The 25,618-nt window shown below is 66.6% G+C and carries 23 protein-coding genes; 21 read left to right on the top strand and 2 right to left on the bottom strand.

The genetic code is table 11. The features are described 5' to 3' along the window. Positions 1-4 precede the first annotated feature (4 nt). The 21 genes from LK533_RS03975 to LK533_RS04075 all read left to right on the top strand — a co-directional run bounded on the left by LK533_RS03975 (position 5) and on the right by LK533_RS04075 (position 21,064). Complete coding sequence (locus tag LK533_RS03975; protein WP_229361461.1) at positions 5-820, top strand: inositol monophosphatase family protein; 816 nt, start codon at positions 5-7, stop codon at positions 818-820. Positions 821-1,111: 291 nt separating this feature from the next. Continuing rightward, entirely contained in the window at positions 1,112-1,486 is a 375-nt protein-coding gene (ndhC, locus tag LK533_RS03980) for an NADH-quinone oxidoreductase subunit A (protein ID WP_229361746.1), read from the top strand. Between the two features lie 2 nt (positions 1,487-1,488). After that, the gene (locus LK533_RS03985) at positions 1,489-2,049 is read left to right on the top strand and encodes a NuoB/complex I 20 kDa subunit family protein (RefSeq protein WP_317893264.1); all 561 of its coding nucleotides are present in this window, start codon (positions 1,489-1,491) and stop codon (positions 2,047-2,049) included. Continuing rightward, positions 2,046-2,903, top strand: a complete 858-nt coding sequence (locus tag LK533_RS03990) for an NADH-quinone oxidoreductase subunit C (RefSeq protein WP_229361463.1) — start codon at positions 2,046-2,048, stop codon at positions 2,901-2,903. The genes LK533_RS03985 and LK533_RS03990 overlap by 4 nt, the downstream gene beginning before the upstream one ends. Beyond that, positions 2,903-4,135, top strand: a complete 1,233-nt coding sequence (locus LK533_RS03995) for an NADH-quinone oxidoreductase subunit D (RefSeq protein WP_229361464.1) — start codon at positions 2,903-2,905, stop codon at positions 4,133-4,135. The genes LK533_RS03990 and LK533_RS03995 overlap by 1 nt, the downstream gene beginning before the upstream one ends. Continuing rightward, the gene (locus LK533_RS04000) at positions 4,135-4,812 is read left to right on the top strand and encodes a complex I 24 kDa subunit family protein (RefSeq protein ID WP_229361465.1); all 678 of its coding nucleotides are present in this window, start codon (positions 4,135-4,137) and stop codon (positions 4,810-4,812) included. Before LK533_RS03995 ends, LK533_RS04000 begins: the two co-directional genes overlap by 1 nt. After that, the gene (locus tag LK533_RS04005; RefSeq protein ID WP_229361466.1) at positions 4,794-4,979 is read left to right on the top strand and encodes a hypothetical protein; all 186 of its coding nucleotides are present in this window, start codon (positions 4,794-4,796) and stop codon (positions 4,977-4,979) included. Before LK533_RS04000 ends, LK533_RS04005 begins: the two co-directional genes overlap by 19 nt. Positions 4,980-4,981: 2 nt before the next feature. Then, entirely contained in the window at positions 4,982-6,286 is a 1,305-nt protein-coding gene (gene nuoF, locus LK533_RS04010; RefSeq protein ID WP_229361467.1) for an NADH-quinone oxidoreductase subunit NuoF, read from the top strand. Then, positions 6,286-8,286: an NADH-quinone oxidoreductase subunit NuoG gene (gene nuoG, locus LK533_RS04015; RefSeq protein WP_229361468.1), complete on the top strand. Its 2,001-nt coding sequence runs from the start codon at positions 6,286-6,288 to the stop codon at positions 8,284-8,286. Before nuoF ends, nuoG begins: the two co-directional genes overlap by 1 nt. Next, the gene (nuoH, locus tag LK533_RS04020; protein WP_229361469.1) at positions 8,283-9,338 is read left to right on the top strand and encodes an NADH-quinone oxidoreductase subunit NuoH; all 1,056 of its coding nucleotides are present in this window, start codon (positions 8,283-8,285) and stop codon (positions 9,336-9,338) included. Before nuoG ends, nuoH begins: the two co-directional genes overlap by 4 nt. Beyond that, complete coding sequence (nuoI, locus tag LK533_RS04025) at positions 9,335-9,820, top strand: NADH-quinone oxidoreductase subunit NuoI (protein ID WP_229361470.1); 486 nt, start codon at positions 9,335-9,337, stop codon at positions 9,818-9,820. The genes nuoH and nuoI overlap by 4 nt, the downstream gene beginning before the upstream one ends. Positions 9,821-9,947: 127 nt before the next feature. Beyond that, complete coding sequence (locus LK533_RS04030; protein WP_229361471.1) at positions 9,948-10,559, top strand: NADH-quinone oxidoreductase subunit J; 612 nt, start codon at positions 9,948-9,950, stop codon at positions 10,557-10,559. After that, entirely contained in the window at positions 10,556-10,861 is a 306-nt protein-coding gene (nuoK, locus tag LK533_RS04035) for an NADH-quinone oxidoreductase subunit NuoK (RefSeq protein WP_229361472.1), read from the top strand. The genes LK533_RS04030 and nuoK overlap by 4 nt, the downstream gene beginning before the upstream one ends. Positions 10,862-10,868: 7 nt before the next feature. Beyond that, positions 10,869-13,019 carry an NADH-quinone oxidoreductase subunit L gene (nuoL, locus tag LK533_RS04040; protein WP_229361473.1) on the top strand — a complete coding sequence of 717 codons (2,151 nt, stop codon included), beginning with the start codon at positions 10,869-10,871 and terminating at the stop codon, positions 13,017-13,019. Positions 13,020-13,128: 109 nt separating this feature from the next. After that, the gene (locus LK533_RS04045; protein WP_229361474.1) at positions 13,129-14,697 is read left to right on the top strand and encodes an NADH-quinone oxidoreductase subunit M; all 1,569 of its coding nucleotides are present in this window, start codon (positions 13,129-13,131) and stop codon (positions 14,695-14,697) included. After that, a complete protein-coding gene (gene nuoN / locus LK533_RS04050) occupies positions 14,697-16,157 on the top strand; it encodes an NADH-quinone oxidoreductase subunit NuoN (RefSeq protein WP_229361475.1) in 1,461 nt (486 codons plus the stop codon). The genes LK533_RS04045 and nuoN overlap by 1 nt, the downstream gene beginning before the upstream one ends. A gap of 2 nt (positions 16,158-16,159) precedes the next feature. Continuing rightward, positions 16,160-16,867 carry a biotin--[acetyl-CoA-carboxylase] ligase gene (locus LK533_RS04055; RefSeq protein WP_229361747.1) on the top strand — a complete coding sequence of 236 codons (708 nt, stop codon included), beginning with the start codon at positions 16,160-16,162 and terminating at the stop codon, positions 16,865-16,867. Positions 16,868-16,908: 41 nt separating this feature from the next. Then, entirely contained in the window at positions 16,909-17,697 is a 789-nt protein-coding gene (locus LK533_RS04060) for a type III pantothenate kinase (RefSeq protein WP_229361748.1), read from the top strand. Between the two features lie 79 nt (positions 17,698-17,776). Further along, positions 17,777-19,414: a ribonuclease J gene (locus LK533_RS04065; protein WP_229361476.1), complete on the top strand. Its 1,638-nt coding sequence runs from the start codon at positions 17,777-17,779 to the stop codon at positions 19,412-19,414. A 5-nt stretch (positions 19,415-19,419) separates the two neighbouring features. Beyond that, the gene (locus LK533_RS04070) at positions 19,420-19,680 is read left to right on the top strand and encodes a DUF1467 family protein (RefSeq protein ID WP_229361477.1); all 261 of its coding nucleotides are present in this window, start codon (positions 19,420-19,422) and stop codon (positions 19,678-19,680) included. Positions 19,681-19,807: 127 nt separating this feature from the next. Next, positions 19,808-21,064, top strand: a complete 1,257-nt coding sequence (locus LK533_RS04075) for a hypothetical protein (RefSeq protein ID WP_229361478.1) — start codon at positions 19,808-19,810, stop codon at positions 21,062-21,064. A gap of 70 nt (positions 21,065-21,134) precedes the next feature. Here the strand turns inward: LK533_RS04075 and LK533_RS04080 are convergent, their stop codons facing one another. Continuing rightward, positions 21,135-22,790 (bottom strand): MFS transporter, encoded by a 1,656-nt coding sequence (locus tag LK533_RS04080; protein WP_229361479.1) that lies wholly within the window; start codon positions 22,788-22,790, stop codon positions 21,135-21,137. A 541-nt stretch (positions 22,791-23,331) separates the two neighbouring features. Further along, positions 23,332-25,605, bottom strand: coding sequence for a hypothetical protein (locus LK533_RS04085; protein WP_229361480.1), 2,274 nt, complete (start codon positions 25,603-25,605; stop codon positions 23,332-23,334). Between the last annotated feature and the right edge of the window lie 13 nt (positions 25,606-25,618).

A 25,618-nucleotide genomic window follows, 5' to 3' on the forward strand; every position in this document is an offset into this window, starting at 1 on the left:
GATCATGGTTGCACATTCCGGCCTCTTCACGGTGATGGAGCGCGCCGCGCGCAAGGCCGGCCCGCGCCTGCGCCGCGACTTCGGCGAGGTTCAGCACCTCCAGGTCAGCCGCAAGGGACCGGCCGACTTCGTCTCCATCGCCGACAAGCGCGCCGAACAGACGCTGGTCGAAGAACTCCAGAAGGCGCGTCCCGATTGGGGTTTCCTGCTGGAGGAAGGCGGGAAGATCGAGGGCGATCCCAACAAGCCACGCTGGATCATCGATCCGCTCGATGGCACCAGCAACTTCCTGCACGGCATCCCCCACTTCGCGATCTCGATCGCCGTCGAGGAGCCGAACGGCGCGGGCGGGCAGCCGGAGATCACCACGGCGCTCGTCTATCAGCCGGTGACGGACGAAAGCTTCTGGGCCGAAAAGGGCCGGGGCGCCTGGCATCAGGACCAGCGCCTGCGCGTGTCCGCCCGCCGCGACCTGACCGAGTCGCTGATCGCGACCGGCATCCCGTTCATGGGCCATGGCAACTTTGCCGAGTGGAGCCGCATCTTCGGTGCGGTGGCACCCGAGGTCGCGGGCATCCGCCGCTTCGGCTCGGCCGCGCTCGACCTCGCCTGGGTCGCAGCGGGGCGTTTCGACGGCTATTGGGAATCAGGCCTTCAGCCCTGGGACATCGCCGCCGGCATCCTGCTGGTGCGTGAGGCCGGCGGCTTCGTCACCGATTTCAAGGGTGCCGATCGCGCCTTCATCAAGCGCGAAGTGCTTGCCGCCAACGACGCGCTGCATTCCCGCCTCCACAAGCTGGTCGCCGGCGCCCTGCGCTGACGGCCTCGCGGCGGGGCGTTCGGCGCTCCGCCGCCAACTTTCCGGGCATGAAGCGCGATTCGCGCGCGGCCCTTGCCCGCGCGGGATTTCGGCTCCCGGCTTTGTGACAAAATTTGTCTTAAGTTGGTCTGGTCGGCACGCGCGGGCAGGGTGACCCGGCGTGCCCTCGGCGCGCACCTCTGGCACGTCACATCAGAGACTAATGCGAGCGATTCTCAAGGGGTTTGCGCCTTGATGCCTCCGGGCCATGCGCCTAGAAGCCCCTCAGCAATCCGCAACCGCGAGAAGACCTTGGTCGACCTGTCGCAATATCTGCCGATCCTGATTTTCCTTGGGATCGCCCTTCTCCTGTCCGGCGCGTTCGTCGGGCTGCCGATCCTCGTCTCGCGCCTCACCGGCGCGGACAAGCCCAATGCCGAGAAGCTCGCCGAATATGAATGCGGCTTCCCCGCGTTCGAAGACTCGCGCAGCCAGTATGATGTCCGCTTTTATCTGGTGGCGATCCTCTTCATCGTCTTCGATCTGGAGGCGGCGTTCCTATATCCCTGGGCAGTGTCGGTGTTCGACCTCGGTTGGACGGCATGGATCTCCATGATGATCTTCATTGGCGAGCTGGCGCTGGGCCTCGTGTATGCGTGGAAGATGGGAGCGTTGGATTGGGAGTAGAACTGAACCCGTCGCCTGCCGCTTTCGGTGAGCAGAACGCCCTGGCTCCTGGCGCGCACGTCGCGCCGGACCAGCGCTTCTTCGACGACCTGAACGGCGAGCTGACCGACAAGGGTTTCCTTGTCACCTCGACCGAAGACCTGTTCCATTGGGCACGCACCGGCAGCCTGTGGTGGATGACCTTTGGCCTCGCATGCTGCGCGGTCGAAATGATCCACGTCAACATGCCGCGCTATGACATGGAGCGCTTCGGTGCCGCCCCGCGCGCGTCCCCGCGCCAGTCGGACGTGATGATCGTCGCGGGCACCTTGTGCAACAAGATGGCCCCGGCGCTGCGTCGCGTGTACGACCAGATGTCGGAGCCGAAGTACGTGATCTCGATGGGATCGTGCGCCAACGGCGGCGGCTATTACCACTATAGCTACAGCGTCGTACGTGGCTGCGATCGCGTGGTGCCCGTGGACATCTACGTCCCCGGCTGCCCGCCGACCGCAGAGGCGCTGCTCTATGGCGTTATGCAGCTGCAGCGGAAGATCCGCCGTTCGGGGAGCATCGAACGGTGAGGGCGCCCGCACCTGCCTATGCCGCCAACGACGGCGTGATCGAGACGGCGACCGCCGCGCTCGGCGCGGCGCTGCTCGAGGCGCAGGATCTCGTTGGCGAAGTGACGCTGCTGGTCGAGCGCGACCAGCTCGTGCCGGCGATGATCGCGCTGCGCGACACGCCGGGCCTCGAGTATCAGCAGCTGATGGAAATCGCCGGCGTCGACTATCCGTCGCGCGTCGAGCGGTTCGACGTCTGCTATCACCTGCTGTCGGTCACCCGGAATCATCGCATCCGCGTGCGCGTGCGCACCGACGAGGTGCAGCCGGTTCCGTCGATCACGAGCATCTGGCCCGTCGCTGGCTGGCTCGAGCGCGAGACGTTCGACATGTACGGCGTCATCTTCGAGGGCAACCTCGACCTGCGCCGCATCCTGACGGACTATGGCTTTCGTGGCCATCCGCAGCGCAAGGACTTCCCGCTCTCCGGGTTCAACGAAGTGCGCTACTCGGAAGCGGCCAAGCGCGTGGTGTACGAGCCGGTTTCGCTCGCCCAGGACTTCCGCAGCTTCGACTTCATGAGCCCGTGGGAAGGCGCGCAATACGTGCTGCCGGGCGACGAGAAGGCAGCGCCTGCCGGCGAGCACAAGGCTGCACTGCCGCAGGCGAAGGGCGCGCCGAGCCCGGTGACGGCGGAGCAGGTACGTCGCGCGGACGAACCCAAGAAGGATTCACCGCCTCAGGCGTCGAACAGCCACACGGTGGAGTCGCGCGCGGAAACCGGCGTCGGCAACCCCGATGCAGGCAACAAGCCTGAGGAGAAGCCCGTGGATCCGGCCGTGATCCCCACCAAGGGCAAGGGGCAGAACCAGTAATGGCTGAGTATCTCCAGGAACTCGAACGCCGCGCAAACGTCGATGAGTCGACGGGCGACGTCGAGATTCAGAACTACACGATCAACTTCGGGCCCCAGCATCCGGCCGCGCACGGGGTGCTGCGGCTCGTGATGGAGCTCGACGGCGAAATCGTCGAGCGTGTCGATCCGCACGTGGGGCTTCTGCACCGCGGCACCGAGAAGTTCATCGAGTACAAGACGTACCTTCAGTCGATCCCGTATTTCGACCGGCTCGATTACTGCTCGCCGATGTGCATGGAGCACAGCTACGTCCTGGCGATCGAGAAGCTGCTCGACCTGGAAGTGCCGCTTCGCGCCCAGTATCTGCGCGTGTTCTTTGCGGAGCTGACCCGCATCAAGAACCACATGCTGAACCTCGGTTCGCACATCATGGACGTGGGCGCGATGACGCCCAACCTGTGGCTGTTCGAGCTGCGCGAAGACATTATGAACTTCTATGAGCGTGCCTCGGGCGCGCGCATGCACGCCAACTACTTCCGTCCCGGCGGCGTCCGCCAGGACGTGCCGCTCAAGCTGCTGACCGACATTGCCGATTGGCTCGACACCCGCCTGCCGCGCCTGTTCGAGGACGCAATCAGCCTGGTGGCCGAAAACCGCATCTTCAAGCAGCGCAACGTCGACATCGCGATCGTCAGCCGGGAAGACGCGCTGAAGTGGGGCTTCTCGGGTCCCATGATCCGCGCGGCCGGCCTGCCGTGGGACCTGCGCAAGTCGCAGCCCTATGACGTCTACGACCGCATGGAATTCGACGTGCCGGTGGGCACGCGCGGCGACTGCTACGACCGGTTCATGGTCCGCGTGGAGGAGGTGCGCCAGTCCGCGCGCATCATGAAGCAGTGCCTGGCCGAGATGCCGGAAGGGCCCACGCTCAGCCTCGACCGCAAGGTCGCGCCGCCCAAGCGTGGCGAGATGAAGCGCTCGATGGAGGCGCTCATCCACCACTTCAAATATTACACCGAGGGCTTCCACGTGCCCGCTGGCGAAGTCTATGTGGCGACGGAAAGCCCCAAGGGCGAGTTCGGCGTGTACCTGGTCTCCGACGGCACCAACAAGCCGTACCGGTGCAAGATCCGCCCGACCGCGTTCAGCCACCTTCAGGCGATGGATTTCATGTCGAAGGGGCACATGCTCGCCGACACGACCGCCATTCTGGGCGCGATGGACATTGTTTTTGGTGAATGTGACCGCTGATGGCTGACGCACCCCATATTCCGGACGAGGCAGAGACCCGCGCACGCTGGGGCGATTTCGGCTGGAACGAGAAGAACGCCGAAAAGGCACGCGAGATCCTGTCGCGCTATCCGGCGGGCCGCGAGCAGTCGGCGTCGATCCCGTTCCTCGACCTGGCCCAGCGCCAGGTCGGTGAGGAGACCAACACCCAGGGCTGGCTGCCGGTCCCGGTGATCGAATTCGTCGCCCGCCAGATCGGTCAGCCCTATATCCGCGTGTTCGAGGTCGCGACCTTCTACACGATGTTCAACCTGGCGCCCGTCGGTCGCTACCATGTGCAGGTATGCGGCACGACGCCGTGCATGCTGCGCGGGTCGGACGACGTGCTGTCGGCGTGCAAGAATCGCGGCCTCGCCAAGGGCAAGACCACGCCGGACGGCCTGTTCACGCTGACCGAGGTCGAGTGCCTGGGCACCTGCGCCAACGCGCCGATGGTCCAGATCAACGACGACAACTTCGAGGATCTCGACTACGACAAGACCGTCGCGATCCTGGACGCGCTGGCGCGGGGCGAAACCCCCAAGCCGGGTCCGCAGATCGAACGTCAGGCAAGTGCGCCGGAAGGCGGCCCGACCACGCTTCAGGCGATGGTGGGCGAAAACCATGACTATCGCGGCGAATGGGGCTCGGCGGCGTGAAGGCGCTGGGTTCCCTGATCCTGGCGATCGTCGTCGGAGTCGTGCTGCTCTGGGTGCTGTTGCAGCTGTTCGTGGGCGCGCTGAAGCTGATCGGCGTGCTGATTGCGATCGGGGCCGCCGTGATCGTCTATATGCTGGCTGAAAAGCTTATCGGGAAGGGGCGCTGACCGTGCTCGCGGACAAGGACCGTATCTTCACCAACGTCTACGGCTTCCAGCCGTGGAACCTGGACGCAGCGATCAAGCGCGGCGACTGGGACAACACCAAGGCGCTGCTTCAGCTCGGGCCCGATGTGATCATCGATCGCATCAAGGCATCGGGCCTGCGCGGGCGCGGGGGCGCAGGCTTCCCGACGGGTATGAAGTGGAGCTTCATGCCCAAGAACCCGACGCCGGAGCGGCCGAGCTTCCTGGTCATCAACGCGGACGAGTCCGAGCCCGGCTCATGCAAGGACCGCGAGATCATCCGCCACGATCCGCACAAGCTGATCGAGGGCGCGCTGGTCGCCGGCTTCGCGATGCGCGCGCGTGCGGCCTACATCTACATCCGCGGCGAATATATCCGTGAGGCCGAGACGCTGTTTGCAGCCGTCGCAGAGGCGTACGACCGCGGCCTGGTCGGCAAGAACGCCTGCGGCTCGGGCTACGACTTCGACGTGTTCGTGCACCGCGGTGCCGGCGCCTACATCTGCGGCGAAGAGACCGCGATGCTGGAAAGCCTGGAGGGCAAGAAGGGCCAGCCGCGCCTGAAGCCGCCGTTCCCGGCGGGTGCAGGCCTTTATGGCTGCCCGACCACGGTCAACAACGTGGAGTCGATCGCGGTTGCGCCGACAATCCTGCGGCGCGGTCCCGAATGGTTCTCCAGCTTCGGCAACGAGAACAACAAGGGCACCAAGCTCTTCCAGATCAGCGGCCATGTGAACCGTCCGTGCGTGGTGGAGGAGGCGATGTCGATCTCCTTCCGCGAACTGATCGAGACGCATTGCGGCGGTATCCGCGGTGGCTGGGACAACCTGCTCGCGGTGATCCCGGGCGGCTCGTCGGTGCCGCTGGTGCCTGCCGCGCAGATCATGGACGCGCCGATGGACTTCGATGGCCTCAAGGCCGTCGGCTCGGGGCTCGGCACCGCCGCGATCATCGTCATGGACAAGTCGACCGACATCGTCCGCGCGATCAGCCGCCTGTCGTACTTCTACAAGCACGAGAGCTGCGGCCAGTGCACGCCCTGTCGCGAGGGCACGGGCTGGATGTGGCGCGTGATGGAGCGGCTGCGCACCGGCGACGCCGACATCTCCGAGATCGACACGCTGCACCAGGTCACCAAGCAGGTCGAAGGCCATACCATCTGCGCGCTCGGCGACGCGGCGGCATGGCCGATCCAGGGCCTGATCCGACACTTCCGCCCCGAAATCGAACGCCGCATCCTCGAGAAGCGCGGCGGTGGGCTGGAACCGATGATGGAAGCTGCCGAGTAATGCCGAAGCTCAAAGTAGACGGGATCGAAGTAGAGGTCCCCCAGGGCGCAACCGTCCTTCAAGCGTGCGAAATCGCGGGCAAGGAAATCCCGCGTTTCTGCTACCACGAACGGCTGTCGATCTCCGGCAACTGCCGCATGTGCCTCGTCGAGGTGAAGCCCGGGCCGCCCAAGCCCCAGGCTTCGTGCGCGCTGCCCGCCGCCGATGGCCAGGAAGTCCGCACCGACAGCGCGATGGTGAAGGCCGCGCGCGAAGGCGTCATGGAGTTCCTGCTCATCAACCACCCGCTCGACTGCCCGATCTGCGATCAGGGCGGCGAGTGCGACCTGCAGGACCAGTCGGTCGCCTATGGCCGCGGCATTTCTCGCTATGACGAGAACAAGCGCGCCGTGACCGAGAAGTACATGGGCCCCATCGTCAAGACGGTGATGACCCGCTGCATCCAGTGCACCCGTTGCGTCCGCTTCTCGGAAGAGGTCGCAGGCGTGGAGGAGATCGGCGCGATCTATCGCGGCGAGGACATGCAGATCACCTCCTACCTTGAACGCGCGGTTTCGAGCGAGCTTTCGGGCAACGTCATCGACCTGTGCCCGGTCGGCGCGCTCACCTCCAAGCCCTATGCGTTCGAAGCACGTCCCTGGGAGCTCAAGAAGACGCTCGCCATCGACGTCACCGACGCGGTCGGCACCAACATCCGCCTCGACAGCCGGGGCCGTCAGGTGATGCGCGCGCTGCCGCGCATCAACGAGGACGTCAACGAAGAGTGGGCGCACGACAAGACCCGCTATGTGGTCGACGGCCTCGTCCGCAAGCGGCTCGACCGTCCATATGTGCGGCGCGACGGCAAGCTGGTGGCGGTTGACTGGAACGAGGCGTTCGACGCGATCGCCGCGGTCAATGCGGGTTCCAGCGTTGCGGCAATCGCAGGCGACCTGCTGGACTGCGAGACGATGTTCGCGGCCAAGGCTCTGGTCCGCAACATGGGCTCGTCGCTTATCGAGGGCCGCCAGACCGGCATGGCCTATGACGTGTCGAACCTCGGCGCGGTGGCGTTCAACTCCACCATCGCCGGCGTGGAGCACGCTGACGCCATCCTGCTGGTCGGCACCGACCTTCGGCACGAGGCGCCGCTGATCAACACGCGCGTGCGCAAGGCGATCAAGCGCGGTGCGCGCGTGTTCGCGATCGGGCCTGAGACGGACCTGACGTACAAGGTCGAGTGGCTGGGCGAAGACCTGTCGCTGCTGGGCGGTCTTCCGGATCGTGCGGCCGAGGCGCTGGACGCGGCCGAGCGGCCGATGGTCATCGTCGGCCCGGGCGCGCTGAAGGGCGGCCACGGCGCCGCGCTGAAGCTGGCTGCCGACGGCAACCTGGTTCGCGATGGCTGGAACGGCTTCAACGTCGTCCACACTGCGGCGGCGCGCATGGGCGGGCTGATGCTCGGCTTCGCGCAGCCAGGCGGCATCGCCGACATCGTTGCCGCCAACCCGAAGCTCGTGTTCTTCATGGGCGCGGACGAGGTGGACTTCGCGGCGTTCGCGAACAGCTTCAAGGTCTATGTCGGCCACCACGGCGACAAGGGTGCGCACCATGCGGACGTGATCCTGCCGGGTGCGAGCTATGCCGAAAAGGCCGGCACCTATGTCAACCTGGAAGGCCGCGTGCAGCGCGGCGACCGGGCGGTGTTCGCGCCGGGCGACGCGCGTGAGGACTGGACGATCCTGCGGGCGCTGTCGGACAAGCTGGGGGCGACCCTGCCGTTCGACAGCTTCGAGGCGCTGCGCGCCGCGATGTACGCGGAAGTGCCGGCGCTCGCGACCGAAGGTCTGGTCCGCTACGACTGGAAGCCGCCAGTGCTCGACGCCCGCGCGGAAGGCGGCGTGACCTATCCGATCGTCGACTTCTATCTCACCAACGCCATTTGCCGCGCGAGCCCGACGATGCAGCGCTGCTCGGCTGAACTGGTCCATGGCCAGGACTATGCGGAGGCCGCGGAGTGACTTCGTTTTTTGAACATACCGTAGGGCTTCCCTATGGCTGGGCGTGGTTCGTCGCCACGGTCGTCGGGATTCTGGTGATCGCGCTGCCGCTGATGCTGGCAGTGGCGATGATCATCTATGCCGATCGCAAGATCTGGGCGGCGATGGCGCTGCGCCGTGGTCCCAACGTCGTCGGCCCCTTCGGCCTGCTGCAGAGCTTCGCCGACGGTCTGAAGGTCTTCCTCCAGGAAACCATTATCCCGTCGAGCGCCAACAAGGGCCTGTTCCTGTTGGCACCGGTGATCACCTTCACGGTGGCGCTGATCGTGTGGGCGGTGGTGCCGTTCCAGGCGGGCGTGGTGCTCTCCGACATCAACGTCGGCCTGCTCTATGTGCTCGCTGCCTCGTCGCTCGGGGTCTACGGCATCATCATGGCGGGTTGGGCATCGAACTCGAAGTACCCCTTCTACTCGGCGCTTCGTGGGGCGGCGCAGATGGTGTCCTACGAAGTCGCGATCGGGTTCGTGCTCGTCGCGGTGGTGCTCTGGGCCGGATCGTTCAACCTGTCGAACATCGTCCTGGCCCAGAAGGGCCACATCTTTGGCTTCATCAACGGCTTCGGCTTCAACCCGCTGCTGTTCCCGATGGCGGTGGTGTTCCTGATCTCGTCCATGGCCGAGACGCAGCGCGCACCGTTCGACTTGACCGAGGCGGAGTCCGAGCTCGTTGCAGGCTATCAGACCGAGTACAGCTCGATGGCGTTCGCGCTGTTCTGGCTGGGTGAGTACGCCAACGTCCTCCTGATGTGCGCGCTCAACGCGACCCTGTTCTGGGGTGGCTGGCTGCCGCCGGTCGACTGGGCACCGCTCTATATGGTGCCGGGCATCATCTGGCTGTTCGCCAAGCTCTTGTTCTTCTTCTTCGTGTTCAGCTGGGTTCGGGCGACGGTGCCGCGGTACCGCTACGACCAGCTGATGCGGCTGGGCTGGAAGATCTTCCTGCCGCTGTCGCTGTTGTTCGTGTTCATGGTGTCGGGGTATCTCATGCTCGACCGTGTTGGAGTGCCGGCATGAGCGTCGCTCAGGTAATTCGATCGTTCACACTGTGGGAGTTCATCAAGGCCCACGCGCTGACCTTGCGCTATTTCTTCAAGGCCAAGGCGACGATCAACTACCCCTATGAGAAGAACCCGCTGTCGCCCCGCTTCCGCGGCGAGCATGCCCTGCGCCGCTATCCCAGCGGCGAGGAGCGCTGCATCGCGTGCAAGCTGTGCGAGGCGGTGTGTCCGGCGGTGTGCATCACCATCGAGTCCGAACCGCGTGACGACGGCAGCCGCCGCACCACGCGCTACGACATCGACATGACCAAGTGCATCTACTGCGGTCTGTGCCAGGAGGCATGCCCGGTGGACGCGATCGTCGAGGGGCCGAACCTGGAGTTCGCGACCGAGACGCGCGAGGAGCTGATCTACCACAAGGACAAGCTGCTCGCGAACGGAGACCGCTGGGAACGCGCCATCGCCGCGAACCTTGCGAGCGACGCGCCGTACCGGTAATGGCCGCGACTTCGACAATCATGCCGTTCGGGTGGCGCTTCGCTCTGCCCTGCGCTGCTTCCCACAGAAGTGAACCGGCCTCGCGGCTCATGCGGGGCGAACGGAGGGCAGGGGGCCCGATGCGTCCGTGATCCAGACACTCGCCTTTTATCTTTTCGCCGCGGTGGTGATCGTGTCGGCTGCGCTGACGATCACGTCGCGCAATCCGGTGCACGCCGTCCTCTGGCTGATCCTCGCGTTCTTCAACGCGGCCGGCCTGATGGTGATCGTCGGTGCCGAGTTCATCGCGATGCTGGTCGTCATCGTCTATGTGGGCGCGGTCGCCGTGCTGTTCCTGTTCGTCGTCATGATGCTCGACATCGACTTCGCCGAACTGCGGGCTGGCTTCGTGCGCTACCTGCCGCTGGGCCTGGTGCTCGCGGTGGCGCTGGTGTCGGAAATCCTGATCGCGGTCGGCGCCTGGTCGGCGGGCCGGGTGGAGCTTGGCCGCCGGATCGCACCGGTGGACGGCGCCATGCCGAACATCGAGGCGATCGGGCATCTGCTCTATTCGCGCTACCTGTATGTCTTCGAAGGCGCGGGGCTGGTCCTGCTGGTCGCCATGATCGGCGCGATCGTGCTGACGCACCGCAACCGCACCGACAGCCACCGCCAGAACGTCCACCGTCAGGTCAGCCGTCGTTCCAAGGACGCGACCCGCAACGTCAATCAGCCCGTCGGGCAGGGAGTGGAGCTGTGATCGGTCTGATCCATTATCTGGTCGTCGGCGCGATCCTGTTCACGCTGGGCGTGCTGGGCATCTTCCTCAACCGGAAGAACCTGATCGTGCTGTTGATGGCCATCGAGCTGATCCTGCTCAGCGTGAACATCAACTTCGTCGCATTCTCCTCCTACCTGGGTGACCTGGTGGGGCAGGTGTTCGCGATGTTCGTGCTCACGGTTGCCGCAGGCGAGGCCGCGATCGGCCTTGCCATTCTGGTGATCTACTTCCGTGGTCGCGGCTCGATTGCCGTCGACGACGTCAACCGGATGAAGGGGTGATCATTCGGTGATCCAGCTAATCGTTCTCCTGCCGCTCCTGGCCGCCGCGATCGCGGGCCTGAGCAACCGTGCGTTCGGCACCGCATTTCCCAAGATCGTGACCACGGGCGCGCTGTTCGCCTCGTGCGCCATGTCCTGGCCGATCTTCATCGGCTTCCTCGATGGTTCGGCCACGGCGCATGTCGAGCCGCTGTTCACCTGGATCCAGTCCGGGGACATGGACATCGCCTGGGCGCTGCGCGTCGATGCGATGACGGCCGTGATGCTGGTGGTGATCACCAGCGTGTCCGCACTCGTCCACCTCTATAGCTGGGGCTATATGAGCGAGGATCCGGACCAGCCGCGCTTCTTCGCCTATCTGTCGCTGTTCACCTTCGCGATGCTGATGCTCGTGACGGCGAACAACCTGGTGCAGATGTTCTTCGGCTGGGAAGGCGTGGGCCTCGCGTCCTACCTGCTGATCGGCTTCTGGTACTATAAGCCCAGCGCCAATGCCGCCGCGATCAAGGCGTTCGTCGTCAACCGCGTCGGCGACCTCGGCTTCATGCTCGGCATCTTCGGCACCTTCCTGGTGTTCGGCACCGTCTCGATCCCGGAGATCCTGGCGGCGGCGCCGACCATGGCGGGCTCGACAATCGGCTTCCTGGGCGCGCGGTTCGACACCATGACGGTGCTCTGCCTGCTGCTGTTCGTCGGTGCGATGGGCAAGTCGGCGCAGCTGGGCCTCCACACCTGGCTTCCGGACGCGATGGAAGGTCCGACCCCGGTGTCGGCGCTGATCCACGCCGCGACCATGGTCACCGCCGGCGTCTTCATGGTGTGCCGCCTGTCGCCGATGTTCGAGGTGAGCCCGACCGCGATGACGGTCGTCACCGCGGTTGGTGCCGCGACCTGCCTGTTCGCTGCGACGATCGGCCTGGTGCAGACCGACATCAAGCGCGTGATCGCCTATTCGACCTGCTCGCAGCTCGGCTACATGTTCTTCGCCGCCGGCGTCGGCGCCTATGGCGCGGCGATGTTCCACCTGTTCACCCACGCCTTCTTCAAGGCGCTGCTGTTCCTGGGTGCGGGCTCGGTGATCCACGCGATGCACCACGAACAGGACATGCGCTTCTACGGCGGCCTTCGTAAGTCGATCCCGCTCACCTTCTGGGCGATGATGGCGGGCACGCTCGCGATCACGGGCGTCGGCATCTACGGCGTGGGCGGCTTTGCCGGCTATCACTCGAAGGACGCGATCCTGGAGGCGGCCTTTGCGGCCGGCGGCCGTGGCGAGCTGGCCTTCTACGTCGGCACCTTTGCCGCGCTGCTGACCAGCTTCTACTCGTGGCGGCTGATCTTCCTGACCTTCTTCGGCAAGCCCCGCTGGGCCGCGTCGGAGCACATCCAGCATGCGCTTCACGACGCCCACGGCCACGACCATGACGCGCACGGCCACGATGCGCATGGACAGGACGCCCATGGTCACGGCGACCACGCCCATGCCCATGCCGTTGCGGACTCGCACGGCCAGGAAGTGCACGCCGATGCGGAGGACGCAGGTCATGCGCCTTCCAGCCATGCGGCACACGCGGATCAGGTGCCCGTGGGCACCGGCGGCTATCATCCGCACGAAAGCCCGCTGCCGATGCTGATCCCGCTGGTCGTGCTCACGGTGGGCGCGGTGGCCGCAGGCTTCGTGTTCAACCCGTGGTTCATCGGTGCCGAGGACGGCGCACGCTTCTGGGGCGGCAGCCTGTTCTTCAACGAGCATCTGATGCACGCGATGCACGAGGTGCCGATGCTGGTGAAGCTGGCGGCGACGATCGTCATGATCCTCGGCTTCCTGGCGGCGCTGGTCACCTATGTGCTCAAGCCTGGGACCTCGCGCCGCACGGCCACCGCGCTGCGTCCTCTGCACCAGTTCCTGCTGCGCAAATGGTACTTCGACGAGCTGTACAACTGGCTCTTCGTCCGTCCGGCGTTCGCCATCGGCCGCTTCTTCTGGAAGCGCGGTGACGAGGGCACCATCGACCGCTTCGGGCCCAACGGCTCGGCGGCGCTGGTGGCGCTGGGCAGCCGCGGCGCGGTCAAATTGCAGTCCGGCTATCTCTACACCTATGCCTTCGTCATGCTGATCGGCCTGACGGCGGCGGTCACCTGGGCGATCGTGTCGTGATCGGCGGCACGGACGCACCCGGCAGCACCGGGAACGCAATGGCCGACAAAGCTATGGGGGGTCCGGCAATGGCCGGCTATGCAACGATGACGGCTCGGGGGTTCGCGAAGTGATGGAGTTCCCGATCCTGTCGGTGATGCTGGCGGTCCCCGCGATCGCCGCCATCGCCTGTCTGTTCGTCAAGGCGGATGCCGCGCGCTGGATCGCGCTGCTCGCGACCCTGATCGACTTCGCGCTCGGTATCCTGCTGTGGGCGTCGTTCGACGTCGGCGGCGCCCAGTGGCAGTTCGTCGAGGGGCCGGTTTCGGTCGGCGCCTTCAATTGGGCGCTTGGCATCGACGGCTTCTCGCTGATGCTGATCATGCTCAGCGTCTTCCTGATGCCGATCTGCATCGGCGCCAGCTGGAAGTCGGTGACGGAGCGCGTGCCCGAGTACATGGCCGCATTCTGCCTCACCGAGATGCTGATGATCGGCACCTTTGCGGCGCAGGACCTGCTGCTGTTCTACATCTTCTTCGAAGGTGGCCTGATCCCGATGTACCTCATCATCGGCATCTGGGGCGGGGCGAACCGCATCTACGCGTCGTACAAGTTCTTCCTCTACACGCTGCTCGGCTCGGTGCTGATGCTGATCGCGATGATCTACATGCGCTCGGCTGCCGGCACGACCGACATCCCCACGCTGATGGCGTTCGACTTCGCACCGCAGGTCCAGACCTGGCTGTGGCTGGCGTTCTTCGCATCCTTCGCGGTCAAGATGCCGATGTGGCCGGTCCACACCTGGCTGCCCGACGCGCACGTGCAGGCGCCGACTGCAGGGTCGGTCATCCTGGCGGGCGTGCTGCTGAAGCTCGGCGGCTACGGCTTCCTGCGCTTCTCGCTGCCGATGTTCCCGGATGCGTCGGGCGATCTCGCCTGGCTGATCTTCCTGCTGTCCGCGGTAGCGGTAGTCTACACCTCGCTCGTCGCGCTGGTGCAGTCGGACATGAAGAAGCTCATCGCCTATTCGTCGGTCGCGCACATGGCGATCGTGACCATCGGCCTGTTCGCCTTCAACCAGCAGGGCATCGAAGGCGCGATGATCATGATGCTGAGCCACGGCCTGGTGTCGGGCGCGCTGTTCCTGTGCGTGGGCGTCATCTACGACCGCCTGCACACGCGTGAGATCGCTCGCTATGGCGGTCTGGCGGAGAACATGCCGCGCTACGCCGTATTCTTCCTGTTCTTCACCATGGCATCGATCGGCCTGCCGGGGACCAGCGGCTTCGTCGCCGAGTTCCTCAGCCTCGCTGGTCTCTATCAGGTATCGACCTGGGCGGCGTTGATCTGCACCACCAGCATCATCCTGGGTGCCGCCTACATGCTCTACCTCTATCGCCGGGTCGCCTATGGCCCGCTCGACAAGGCGGACGTGCGGGCGATGCCGGACGTGTCGGTGCGCGAAGTAGCCCTTCTGGCGCCGATCGCGGCGGTGGCGCTGTGGATGGGTGTCTACCCCGAAAGCTTCATGGCGCCGATGCGTAACGACGTCACCACCCTGCTGGCCCGCATCGACCGTGCGACCCCGGCTAGCGATTCCCGACCCACCCCCGGCAACCCCGAAGCGGCTGCGGCCGCGGCGGGCGCGCACGGCGGCGAAGCGGCCCATGGCGCCGCTGCACATTCCGAGGCGCACTGATGAGCTACGCATCCCAACTCGCGACCACCCTGCCGGAGCTCGTGCTCGCGGTCGGCGCGATCGTGCTGATGCTGGTCGCCGCCTGGGGCAAGCAGCGCTCCACCCGCGCGGTCAGCATCGCATCCATCTTCGTGCTGGTGGGCGCGGGCATCGCGCTCATCGGTCCGGCGTCGGCCGGCGGCACGGCCTTTGGCGGCATGTACCGTGCCGACGCGTTCGCAGCCTATGCAAAGGTGCTGATCTATGCCGCCTCGGCAGTCGCGATCATGGTCGCGCCGCGCTTCTTTGCGCACACCGCCGGCGATAATCTGAAGCCGGAATATCCGATCCTCATCCTGCTTTCGTGCGTCGGCATGGGCATGATGGTGTCGGCGGGCGACATGCTGCTGCTGTACGTCGGTCTCGAGCTGCAGAGCCTTGCGGCATACGTGCTCGCCAGCTTCATGCGCCGCGACACGCGCTCGGCCGAAGCGGGCCTGAAGTATTTCGTGCTGGGCGCGCTCGCCTCGGGCATCCTGCTCTACGGCATCAGCCTGGTGTATGGCTTCAGCGGCACCACGCTGTTTGTCGACATCGCGCAGGCTTATGCCGGCAACTTGGGCGACGATCGTTCGCTCGGCCTGCTGTTCGGCCTGGTGTTCGTGTTCGCAGGCATCGCGTTTAAGATGTCGGCCGTGCCGTTCCACATGTGGACGCCGGACGTGTACGAGGGCGCGCCGACCCCGGTCACCACCTTCTTCGCCTCGGCACCAAAGGTGGCAGCGCTCGGCCTCGGCATGCGCGTCGCGATCGAGGCGATGGGCCCGGCGACTGCCGACTGGCGCCAGATCGTGATCTTTGCGGCACTTGCCTCCATCGTGCTCGGCGCCGTGGCGGCGATCGGTCAGACGAACATCAAGCGCCTCCTTGCATACTCGTCGATCAACAACGTCGGCTTCGCGCTTGTCGGTCTTGCCGCCGGCACACCGCAGGGCGTCGCCTCGGTGTTGTTCTACCTCGCGATCTACATCGTCATGACGCTCGGCTCCTTCTTGGTCGTGCTGCAGATGCGCGACGCGGGCGGGCAGCCGATCGAGAGCATCGCGGGCTTCGCCGGCCTGTCGCGAGCCAAGCCCGGTCTCGCCGCCGCGCTTGCGATCATGATGTTCTCGCTCGCCGGCATCCCGCCGCTGCTCGGCTTCAACGCCAAGCTCGCGGTGTTCGACGCCGCCGTGCAGGCCGACCTGTTCGTGCTGGCGGTGGTTGCGGTGGTCGGCTCGGTGCCGGGTGCCTATTATTACCTGCGCCTCGTCAAGACGATGTACTTCGACCCGCCGGCGGAAGGCGTCGTGCTCGCGCGCACCGACCGGTTCGAGGGTGGCCTGCTCACCGCCTCGGCGCTGTTCATCTCGCCGCTGGGCTGGTTCCTGCTTGCCCCGCTTGGTGCCTGGACCCTGACGGCAGCACGGTCGCTGTTCTGACGATCATCCGCGTCGTAGCGGAGACCGGCTCCACCAACGCCGACCTGTTGGCGTTGGCTGGGGCCGGTGCCGTTTCGGAGGGGCTGTGGCTACGCGCCGAGCGCCAGACCGCGGGCCGCGGTCGCCTGGGCCGCGCCTGGGTGTCGCCCACCGGCAACCTCTACGCCAGCACCGTGGTCCGCTTGCGCCCGAGCGACCCTGCGGCAGCCACGCTCGCCTTTGTCGCGGCCGTGGCGCTGGAGGAGGCGGTGCGCGTCCATCTACCCAAAGCGCGCGGCCTGGCGCTCAAATGGCCCAATGATCTGCTGATCGCCGGCGCCAAGCTGTCGGGCATGTTGCTCGAGCGGGCAGGGGACATGGTCGTGCTCGGCATCGGTTTGAACCTGGCCCACCATCCGGACCTGGCCGATCGTCTCACCACCAGCCTTGCCGCACACGGCGCAGAAGTTGCGCCGGACGCCTTCCTCGAAACGCTCGCCGAAGGTTTCGCCCGCTGGCTGGCGCGCTGGCGCGGGGAGGGGCTTGCCCCCGTCCGCCAGCGCTGGCTCGAACGCGCCCATCCGATCGGCACCGCGCTGACGGCGCGCCTGCCCGACGGCCGCGGCGTCACCGGCCTGTTCCACGGGCTTGATGCCGATGGCGCGTTGCTGCTGCGCTTGGCCGACGGCACGCGGCATGTCATGCATGCGGGCGACGTGCTGCTGGCGTGACCGCCCGCACGCTCGCCACGAACAAGGGGTATCAAGCCGCCATGCTGCTCGCGATCGACGCCGGCAACACCAACATCGTCTTTGCCCTGATGGAGGGAGAGACGATCCACGCCCGCTGGCGGATCGCCACCGACCCGCGGCGCACTGCCGACGAATATGCCGTCTGGCTCAGCCAGCTGCTTGCGCTTGAAGGCCATCAGCGCTCGGATGTTGAGGCCGTGATCATCGGCACGGTCGTACCGCGCGCGCTCCACAACCTGCAGGTGCTCGCCCGGAAATATTTCGGGACGGAGCCGGTGATCGCTGGCAGTCCCGCTGCCCCCTGGGGCTTCCAGCTCCACGTGGACGAGCCGCAGAACCTGGGCGCCGATCGCGCCCTCAACGTCATTGCCGCCCATGCCGAGCATCCCGGCGACCTGATCGTCATCGACTTCGGCACTGCCACCACGTTCGACGTCGTCGACGCCAGCGGCGCCTACAAGGGCGGCATCATCGCACCCGGGATCAACCTGTCGCTCGACGCGCTGGTGACCGCCGCCGCCAAGCTGCCGCGCATCGCGATCGAGGCGCCGGCGGACTCCTCCGTCATCGGCCGCAATACGGTCAGCCAGATGCACATCGGCATCTACTGGGGCTATGTCGCGATGATCGAGGGGCTGGTCGCCCGCATGAAGCGTGAGATCGGCCGCCCGGCGAAGGTGATCGCCACCGGTGGCCTGGCCGTGCTGTTCGAGCAACGCACGCCGGTGTTCGACGTGGTGGAGGCGGACCTCACCTTGCGAGGGCTGGCGATGCTGTGGGCGAGAACCCATATAGCCGCCAAAGCCTGAAGAGATTTTGCAAAGTGGTACCGGCATCGCCGGGCCCCTCGTCGCGGGATGGCGGCGAGTTACCTGAAGAAAGAACCAAGTGACTCCCGGAAACGAACTTCTTTTTGTCGCGCTCGGCGGATCGGGCGAGATCGGCATGAACGTCAATCTGTACGGCACCCAGGGCAAGTGGGTGATGGTCGATTGCGGCATCACCTTTGCCGACCCGGCCTATCCCGGCATCGACGTGATGCTGCCCGACCTCCAGTTCATCGAGGATCGCCTTGACGATCTCGTCGGCATCGTCATCACCCACGGGCATGAGGATCATATCGGCGGCTTGCCGTACCTTGCCGCCGATCTCGACGTGCCGATTTACGCGACGCCCTTCACCGCGGGCCTGATCCGCGGCAAGCTCGAGGAAGAGGGCATTGCCGATAGCGTCGAGCTCAAGGTAATCGAGCGCGGCGGCAGCTTCCGCACCGGCCCGTTCGGCTTCCGCTTCGTGCCGCTCGCCCACTCGATTCCGGAGGCGAATGCGCTCCTGATCGACACGCCGCACGGCCGCGTGTTCCACACCGGCGACTGGAAGCTGGACAAGACCACGCTGGTCGGTGCCGCATCGTCCCCGGCCGAGCTGGAGGCGATCGGCGACGAGGGCGTGTTCGCGCTGGTGTGCGACTCCACCAACGTCCTCAACGAAACCGCTTCGGGGTCTGAGGACGACGTGTACGCGGGGCTGCTCGACACCGTTGCGAGCGCACGCGGCCGCGTCATGGTCACCACCTTCGCCTCCAACGCCGCGCGCCTGTCCACGCTGGGCAAGGTTGCGGAAGCGACCGGTCGCGCAGTTTGTGTCGCCGGCCGTTCGCTTGACCGTATCCTGCGGGTGGCGCGGGCCACGGGCTATCTCGGCGGCTTTCCGGCGACCGTCGACTTCGACACCGCCATGTCGATGCCCCGCGACAAGGTGTTGATCATCGCCACCGGCGGGCAGGGGGAGGCGCGCGCCGCGCTCGCCCGCGTGGCCGACGGCAGCCACCAGATCAGTCTGGAGCAGGGGGATCGCGTCATCTTCTCGTCCAAGCAGATCCCCGGCAACGAGGTCGCAATCGGTCGCATCATGAACACGCTCGCGACCAAGGGCGTGGAGATGATCACCGATCGTCAGGCGCATGTCCACGTCTCCGGCCACCCCGGCCGGCCCGAGCTCGCCGCCATGTACAAGTGGATCCGCCCGGAACTGGTCGTGCCGGTTCATGGCGAGGCGCGCCACCTGGCCGAGCACACCCGGTTTGCGCTGGCGCAGGGCGTGCCGGACGCGATCACCCAGCAGAACGGCGACATCCTGCGCCTGGCGCCAGGCAACCCGCGCCGCATCGGCCATGCGGTGGTCGGCCGGCTTGCCCTTGATGGCGACGTGATCCTGCCGGCGGACGGCAACACGATCAACGAGCGCCGCCGCATCTCGCTCTACGGCCAGATGTCGGTCGCGGTCGCGATCGATCGCCGCGGCAACCTCGTCGGCTCGCCGGTGGTTCGCGCCCAGGGCGTGCCGGTCGAGGACGAGCGCGATCCCTTCCTGGACGAAGCCGCCGACGCTGCCGAGGCAGCGGTGCGCAAGGGTGGCCGCGACCGCGAGAAGCTGCGGGAACAGCTCCGCCTGGCGGTGCGTCGCGTGGCGACCCGCTGGACCGGCAAAAAGCCGATCGTGGACGTGCTGCTGATCGAGGCCTGAGGGACATGCGCTGGCAGTCGGCATTGGCGATTTACCTGCTGTTCTGGGTGCTCAGCGCATTTCTCGTTCTTCCCTTCGGCATGCGGACGGCCGAGGAGGTGGGCCAGCCCCATGTCCCCGGCCAGGCCGAAAGCGCGCCGGCGCAGTTCGCCGCGGGCAAGGTCGCGCTGCGCACCACGCTGGTCTCGGTGGTCCTCTTCGGCGCCTTCTACCTAAACTATCTCTACGGCTGGGTTACCCCGGAGAAGCTCGACTTCTTCAACTGAGCGGCGGGCGCGCTTCCGCTTGCCTCGTCCGGGCACACCGCCCGGCCCTTTGCTTCCGCCGCTTTGACCATTCAATCCTGGACGCAGGGGCTTGCCACCTAGCCGCCTGCCATTGGATGATCGCGTCATGTTCCAACGGCACGCGCTCACTCCGCTGACAGTCTTGCTGCTGCTCTTCGCCCCTGGGGCGCGCGCGCAGCAGGGGGCTCCACCTGCGTCATTCGATGCAGCCGCCGCATGGTCCGCCTTCGAAGCCCTGCTGCAGGAGCGATACGGCTATTTTGACCGACCCGGCGTGGACGGCAATGCCATCCTATCGGCCTTTGCCGAGCGTGCGCGGTTGGCCCACACCGACCAAGACTTCATCGATACCCTCCAGTTGGTGTCGCACAACTTCGCGGACCCGCACTTTGTCGTTGGCCCGCTCGATCTTGAAGATTGGGCGGTCATCCCAACCGCCTCGGACCTGTTCGGAAGCCATGAGGGCACGACCTTCCGGATCGAGGAGGTCCGTTGCGAGAGCGACGCGCTGGCCAAGGGCGTGCGGCCGGGGATGGTTGTGCGGACGTTGGACGGCCGATCGCCGCGTGCTGCGGTAGAGGCAATCACGGGCCGCGCCTTTACATCACTTACCCCGGCGCAGATCGATTTCGCCTTCAACGTCGCGCTCGCCGGACATCGTCGGCGTCCGCGCACGCTGGAGCTTGTCGACGGGGGTCACCGTCGCGCCGTTGCGCTGGCTGCCACCTCCGATCAGGCGAAGCGGGTCCAGGACGGTCCGCTGTTGAGCGTCGAGCGGCAGGGCTCGCTCGGTATCCTGCGCATCCACAATGCGCTGGGCAACCAGGCGCTGATCCCCGAGTTCGCAAAGGCCCTGGCGAGCGTCGCCGACACCCGCACGCTTCTGATCGACCTGCGCAACACCCCAAGCGGCGGCAACACCAGCGTCGCGCGCGGCATCCTCGGCCACTTCGTCGACCACGAGCGGCCCTATCAGGTCCATGTCGTCCCCTATGAGTCGCGGGTGCTCGGCCCGCCACGCCGCTTCGTCGAATATGTCGCGCCGTTCGGCGCGCGCTATTCGGGCAAGGTCTATGTCGCCGGGGGCCGCTGGACCGGCAGCATGGGAGAAGGGCTGATGATCGGCTTCGACGCGATCGGCGCCACTACCGTCGGCAGCGAATTGGGCGATCTGCTCGGCGGGTTGAGCAACGAGACGATCGAGGGTTCGGCGGCCAGGATCGATCTCGGCACCGAACAGCTGTTCACGGTCGACGGCCTCCCGCGCGAAGCCTATCGCCCCCACCTGTACCTCCCGCGCGCCGAGCGGAACGGCAGCCACGATCCGGTGCTGGCCGCGATCGGCGCTCAGCCAGGGTCGTAGCCTCCCGCACTCGGGGAGAGCTGCTGAACCGCACGTCTTCGGCTTCGGGCGGGGATGCTGCGCGTACTCCCTAGCCGCGCTCTGCCTGTGCATCGAGCTCTCGCACCAGCGCGTCGAACGCGTCGTCGGCGACCGGCTCGAAGGCTGCGTCCAGCATGGTGCCGACCGCTTCCTGTGCCACTTGCGGCGAGCGGGTGTCGCGATGCCGCTCGAACAGCGCCTCTACGAGGAAGCGGGTGCCCTCCCGCGACTTGATCAGCGCGTCGGCCGGGAAGGCGAGGGCCTGCCGCACGCCCGCCACCGAAGAGGCGTTGCGCAGGTTGTAGCGTGCCGTCTCGACGATGTGGTGGATCACCTGACGGCCTTCGACCGAACCCGGCTCGGTCACGGTGGTCAGCCGGTGCAGCGCGTACAGGCCGATCGCAGCGGAGAGCAGGAAGAAAAACTCCCAGTGCGAGATGTTGATGCCGAACAGCTCGGCGGTGCCACTGGGCGAGGTCCAGTCGAGCGACAGCGTCAGCTGCCGTCGCGCGAAGAACTCGGTCAGCCGCCCGCCGACGATCGGCGCGCAGCCCGACGCCAGCGCGCCCACCAGCGCGTTGGTGGCCATGTAGCTGGTGGCGGTGCCCGTCGGGCTGAGCTTGATGACGATATTGCCTGCTGCCAGCCCCACCCCGGCACCGGCTGCGCCCATCACCAGGTGGAGGATCAGCAGATAGGCCTGACGGGCATGGGTGGTGTCGAACTCGTCGGCGAACGCCATGCCGACGATGCACAAGAGGAACAGCGGCGACGCCACGCCCAGCACCGACTTGTTGGTGAACCGGTCCGACAGGCTCCCCCAGCCGCGCACCACCGCGGCATTGGCAAGCTGGCTCACCACCGTCAGCACCAGCACGAAGCCGACTGAAAAGCCCAGCACGCGCACGAAATAGACGGTGAAGAAGGGAGTCGCGAGGTTTACCGCGAACTGCCAGCTCGCGAGGTAGCGGAGCACCGAACGGAAATTGCGGTCCCGCAGCGGGCGGACCAGCAGCCGGCGCAGCGATGGGCGGCCGCGGCGCTTTGCCATCATTGGTTCCGGCACCCGCGCAAGGGAAGCAGTGCTGAACAGCCCGAACACGAAGCCAAGCAGGTACAGCGTCACATAGACGCGGTCCCCGCCTGCGTCGGATTGCCCCGTATCGCCAAGCGCAAAGGCCGCCAACAGCGTCGCCACCGCGCCTACCACGGTTCCGTAGAGGTTGCGCCGGGCAAAGAAGGCACCCAGCCTTCCTTCAGGCAGCAGGTCCCGCATCCAGCTGTTCCAACTGCACGCGCCTACCGCGTTCAGCCCATAGTGGAGCAGGGCGGCCGCGATCAGCACCCCGACGGCGACGCTGTGGTTCGGGATCAGCGGGACCATGGCATAGACGGGCAGGGCGAGCCGGGCGCCGAACACGCAGGCGACGGAGATCAGCCGCCGGCGGCGGATCCGCTCGACCAGGGTCACCGCAGGCGCCTGAAGCATCTGTGTCAGCAGCGGAATTGCCGCGATCAGACCGATTTCTACCTGGCTGGCGCCGATGTGCAGCGCCAGCGCAAGCAGCACCACCCCACTGTTGAGCGCACCGATCGCGGTCGCGAACGCGGCATCGATCAGCAGGAACCGAAGGCCGCGTTCGCGTTCTTCGGGCGTGATCGTGGCCTGGGGAGCAAGGAAGTTCGGCAGCACCGCAACATGCATCGGCAACATCCATCCGCTGGCGAATCTACCTACAGCGGCGGAGGGGAGCAGAAGTTGCATCGTGGGCGGTCGATCTGTTCGGCGCTCCTGCAACTGCGCCCGATTTTGCAGGACGGTCTTTTGCTGCTCGACGCTTCCACCGGTAACGGATCCGCGCAGGCAGGGCGCGGCGGTGCGTATCCGACCGGGCTGCAGACCGTTCACCGGATGGCCAGGAATGGTGGAAGGCGGACGCTCGTGTGATACGGTCTGGACGTGGTCGAACCATCGCTTTTTTCAGGCCAGCCGCTCCGGCGACGGACATGGCTTCGGCAGCGGCTGCCATTTTGGATGCTGCGCTTCGCTCCCAAAGGCGTCGATTGCGAGGCCGCTGGCGGAAGGCACGAGTGGTATAATCATGATGGCGTGCGATCCGCCTGCTATCACTGCAAGGTCGTGATCAGCGGTCGCTACTGGTCGGACTAACGTCCGCAATCGGGCGAAAGCAGGCGTTCCCCCCCCCGAAGTGTCCACCACCCCGTTTCCCGCCATTTTCCGCCGATCAGCCGCGCAGCCGCTCGATCGCCTGGGCGAGCGCCACATAGAGCTTACCCATGTCGGACGAGAGCAGCGTCACGCCCAGCGGTGAGCCGTCGCGGAGCGTCAGGATCTGGCGCAGCATCGATTCGAAGTCGTGGATGTAGCGGTTGACCTGATCGCGGAACGGCGCGTCCTCGTCATAGAGCTGGGCGATCTCGCGCGCCTGGGCGGTGTCGATCAGCTTCACCGCGCGCCGGGTGAAGACGCCGCGGTCGCCCTTCAGATAGGCGGCCCAGGCAGCGTCCGTCACCTCCTGCGAGAATGCGCGGGTGATGTCGATCGAAGCCGAATGCATGGCTTCGATCAGTAACGACACTCGGCGGGCGAGGGTGTCGGTATCGGACGCCTCGCGCTCGGCTGCATGTTCGGCGAGCCGTGCCTCCATCGCCGTGCGGGTCTCCGCAATCTGCGCCAGCTGCTGTGCCAGCCGGTCGGACGCGCGGTGGGCGGTCTCCACCGCCTGAGTCGCGGCCTCGCCCAGCGAGGCGACCTGCTGCACCACCGCGCGGTCGATCGCGCGCGACAGGGCCGCGGCGCTCTCGGTCTGCAGCCGCTTGGCTGCGGCGGGCACGATGCGGTCGAACGCGTTGTGGGTCTCCTCCGCGGTCGCGGTCGCGCTGGTGCGCAGCTGCTCCAGCGCCGCGATGAGCTGCGGCGCTGCCTCCTCGGCGAAGCGGCGGGTGGTGGCGACCGTCGCGTCGACGATGCCGTGCACGCGGTCCACGCGCTCACGGCCGGTCTCCAGGGTCTCCGCCATGGTGCGCGCCGCATCGGTCAGCGCCACGCGCTGTTCTTCGATCAGCCCGCCGACCTTCTCCACCGCCGCTTGCGTCGTTTCGGCGCCCTGCACCAGCGCCAGCAGCTCGGGCGTGGTCTGGGCGATGCCGCGGCGCGTGACCTCGAGCCGCTCGTCCAGCCGATGCAGCGCCGCCGGCAGGGTTTCGTCCAGCTCGCGCGCCGAGGCGTCGAGCGCGGTCAGCAGCCGCTCGGCGGTGGTGATGACGTCGTGCGCAGTCGCATCGCCGTTGCGCATCGCGCCGCTGGTCGCATCCACCGCCGTGCGCAGCGCGTCGACCGCCGAGGACAAGGCGCGGGTGCGCTCTGTGCCGGTCGCGTGCAGCCTTGCGAAGCGCGCATCCACGTCATCAATGCCCCCGGTCAGCACCTGCACCAGGGCGTCGCTCTCGCGGTATCGCTCGTCGAGCATCGCGCCGATCCGTGCCAGCCCTTCCTCGATCCGCGCGATCCGCGCGTCCAGCGCTTCGCCGCCTTCGCGGGCGGTGCGCTCAATCGCCAGATGCTCGCGCTGGAGCCGCTGGATCGCAGCGTCGCCCTCGGCCGCCAACGCAGTGCGCGCGGTTTCCACCGCGCTTCCGGTCCGCTCCAGCACCGCCTCGATCATGTCGACCATGCTGCCGGCCACCGTCTCCAGCCGCGCGCCGGCAAAGTCGCCCGATGCCTCGATGCGGGCCAGATGCTGCGCCAGCCGCTCGGACGCGGCAGCGGCCTCGGTCCCCGCTGCCCGGCCATGTTCCGCCAGCTGTGTGAGCCGCGTGTCGAGTTCGTTCGCGGAGCGCGTCGCCGCGGTTCCCGCGCGCTCGATCGCCTCGCCGGCTTCGCTGATCTCCGCCCGTGCCTCGGGCAGCGCCTGCACCAGCCGCTGCAGCCGCTGCTCCGCCTCGCGGGCGGTGCCACCCAGCAGCTCGGTGTGGCGTTTCAGCGCCTCGCTTTCCTGCGCCATACCGCTGCGGACTACCGCCAGGCGCTCGCCCGCATTGCCGGCAAGCGCCAAGAGCGTGTTCGCCTGTTCCGCCAGCTCCGCGCGGTTCGCCGACAGCCGTTCCGTCAATGCTGCGACGGACTGCTCCAGCCGATCCGCTTCAGCGCGCAGGCCGCCGGCGACATCGCCGAAGCGCCGAGCCTCCGCGACGCTGCTCCGCTGGAACACCAGCCAAAGGATCGCCAGCAGCATCGGAGGAATGCACAAGGCGGCGACAAAGCTTGCGAATTGCGGCGGAAACGGCCCGCTGCCGAGCCACGGCCCCGCCAGCGAGACCATCAGCACGACCCAGGCGAGCGTCAGCACCAACGCCGCGGCCGGAAACAGCCAGCGCTTTGCCCCGGTGCCGCTCGTCTCGGGCTGGTCTTGTACGGGGTCATAGGTCGCGTGCGTCTCGCCCGCATGTGCCTGTACGTCTGGCGCCTGTTCGCCCGCGGTGCTGAAGCCGGAATCCATGGCGTCGGCTGTA

Source organism: Sphingomonas sp. PL-96, assembly GCF_020707215.1.
GTDB lineage: Bacteria > Pseudomonadota > Alphaproteobacteria > Sphingomonadales > Sphingomonadaceae > Sphingomonas.

What these genes read in the sequence shown, in the direction of transcription:
- LK533_RS03975 (WP_229361461.1), top strand. Translation starts at nt 5, where the DNA reads ATGGTTGCACATTCCGGCCTCTTCACGGTGATGGAGCGCGCCGCGCGC.
- LK533_RS03995 (WP_229361464.1), top strand. Translation starts at nt 2,903, where the DNA reads ATGGCTGAGTATCTCCAGGAACTCGAACGCCGCGCAAACGTCGATGAG.
- LK533_RS04000 (WP_229361465.1), top strand. Translation starts at nt 4,135, where the DNA reads ATGGCTGACGCACCCCATATTCCGGACGAGGCAGAGACCCGCGCACGC.
- LK533_RS04005 (WP_229361466.1), top strand. Translation starts at nt 4,794, where the DNA reads ATGGGGCTCGGCGGCGTGAAGGCGCTGGGTTCCCTGATCCTGGCGATC.
- nuoG (WP_229361468.1), top strand. Translation starts at nt 6,286, where the DNA reads ATGCCGAAGCTCAAAGTAGACGGGATCGAAGTAGAGGTCCCCCAGGGC.
- nuoI (WP_229361470.1), top strand. Translation starts at nt 9,335, where the DNA reads ATGAGCGTCGCTCAGGTAATTCGATCGTTCACACTGTGGGAGTTCATC.
- nuoN (WP_229361475.1), top strand. Translation starts at nt 14,697, where the DNA reads ATGAGCTACGCATCCCAACTCGCGACCACCCTGCCGGAGCTCGTGCTC.
- LK533_RS04060 (WP_229361748.1), top strand. Translation starts at nt 16,909, where the DNA reads ATGCTGCTCGCGATCGACGCCGGCAACACCAACATCGTCTTTGCCCTG.
- LK533_RS04070 (WP_229361477.1), top strand. Translation starts at nt 19,420, where the DNA reads ATGCGCTGGCAGTCGGCATTGGCGATTTACCTGCTGTTCTGGGTGCTC.
- LK533_RS04075 (WP_229361478.1), top strand. Translation starts at nt 19,808, where the DNA reads ATGTTCCAACGGCACGCGCTCACTCCGCTGACAGTCTTGCTGCTGCTC.
- LK533_RS04080 (WP_229361479.1), bottom strand. Translation starts at nt 22,790, where the DNA reads ATGCATGTTGCGGTGCTGCCGAACTTCCTTGCTCCCCAGGCCACGATC.
- LK533_RS04085 (WP_229361480.1), bottom strand. Translation starts at nt 25,605, where the DNA reads ATGGATTCCGGCTTCAGCACCGCGGGCGAACAGGCGCCAGACGTACAG.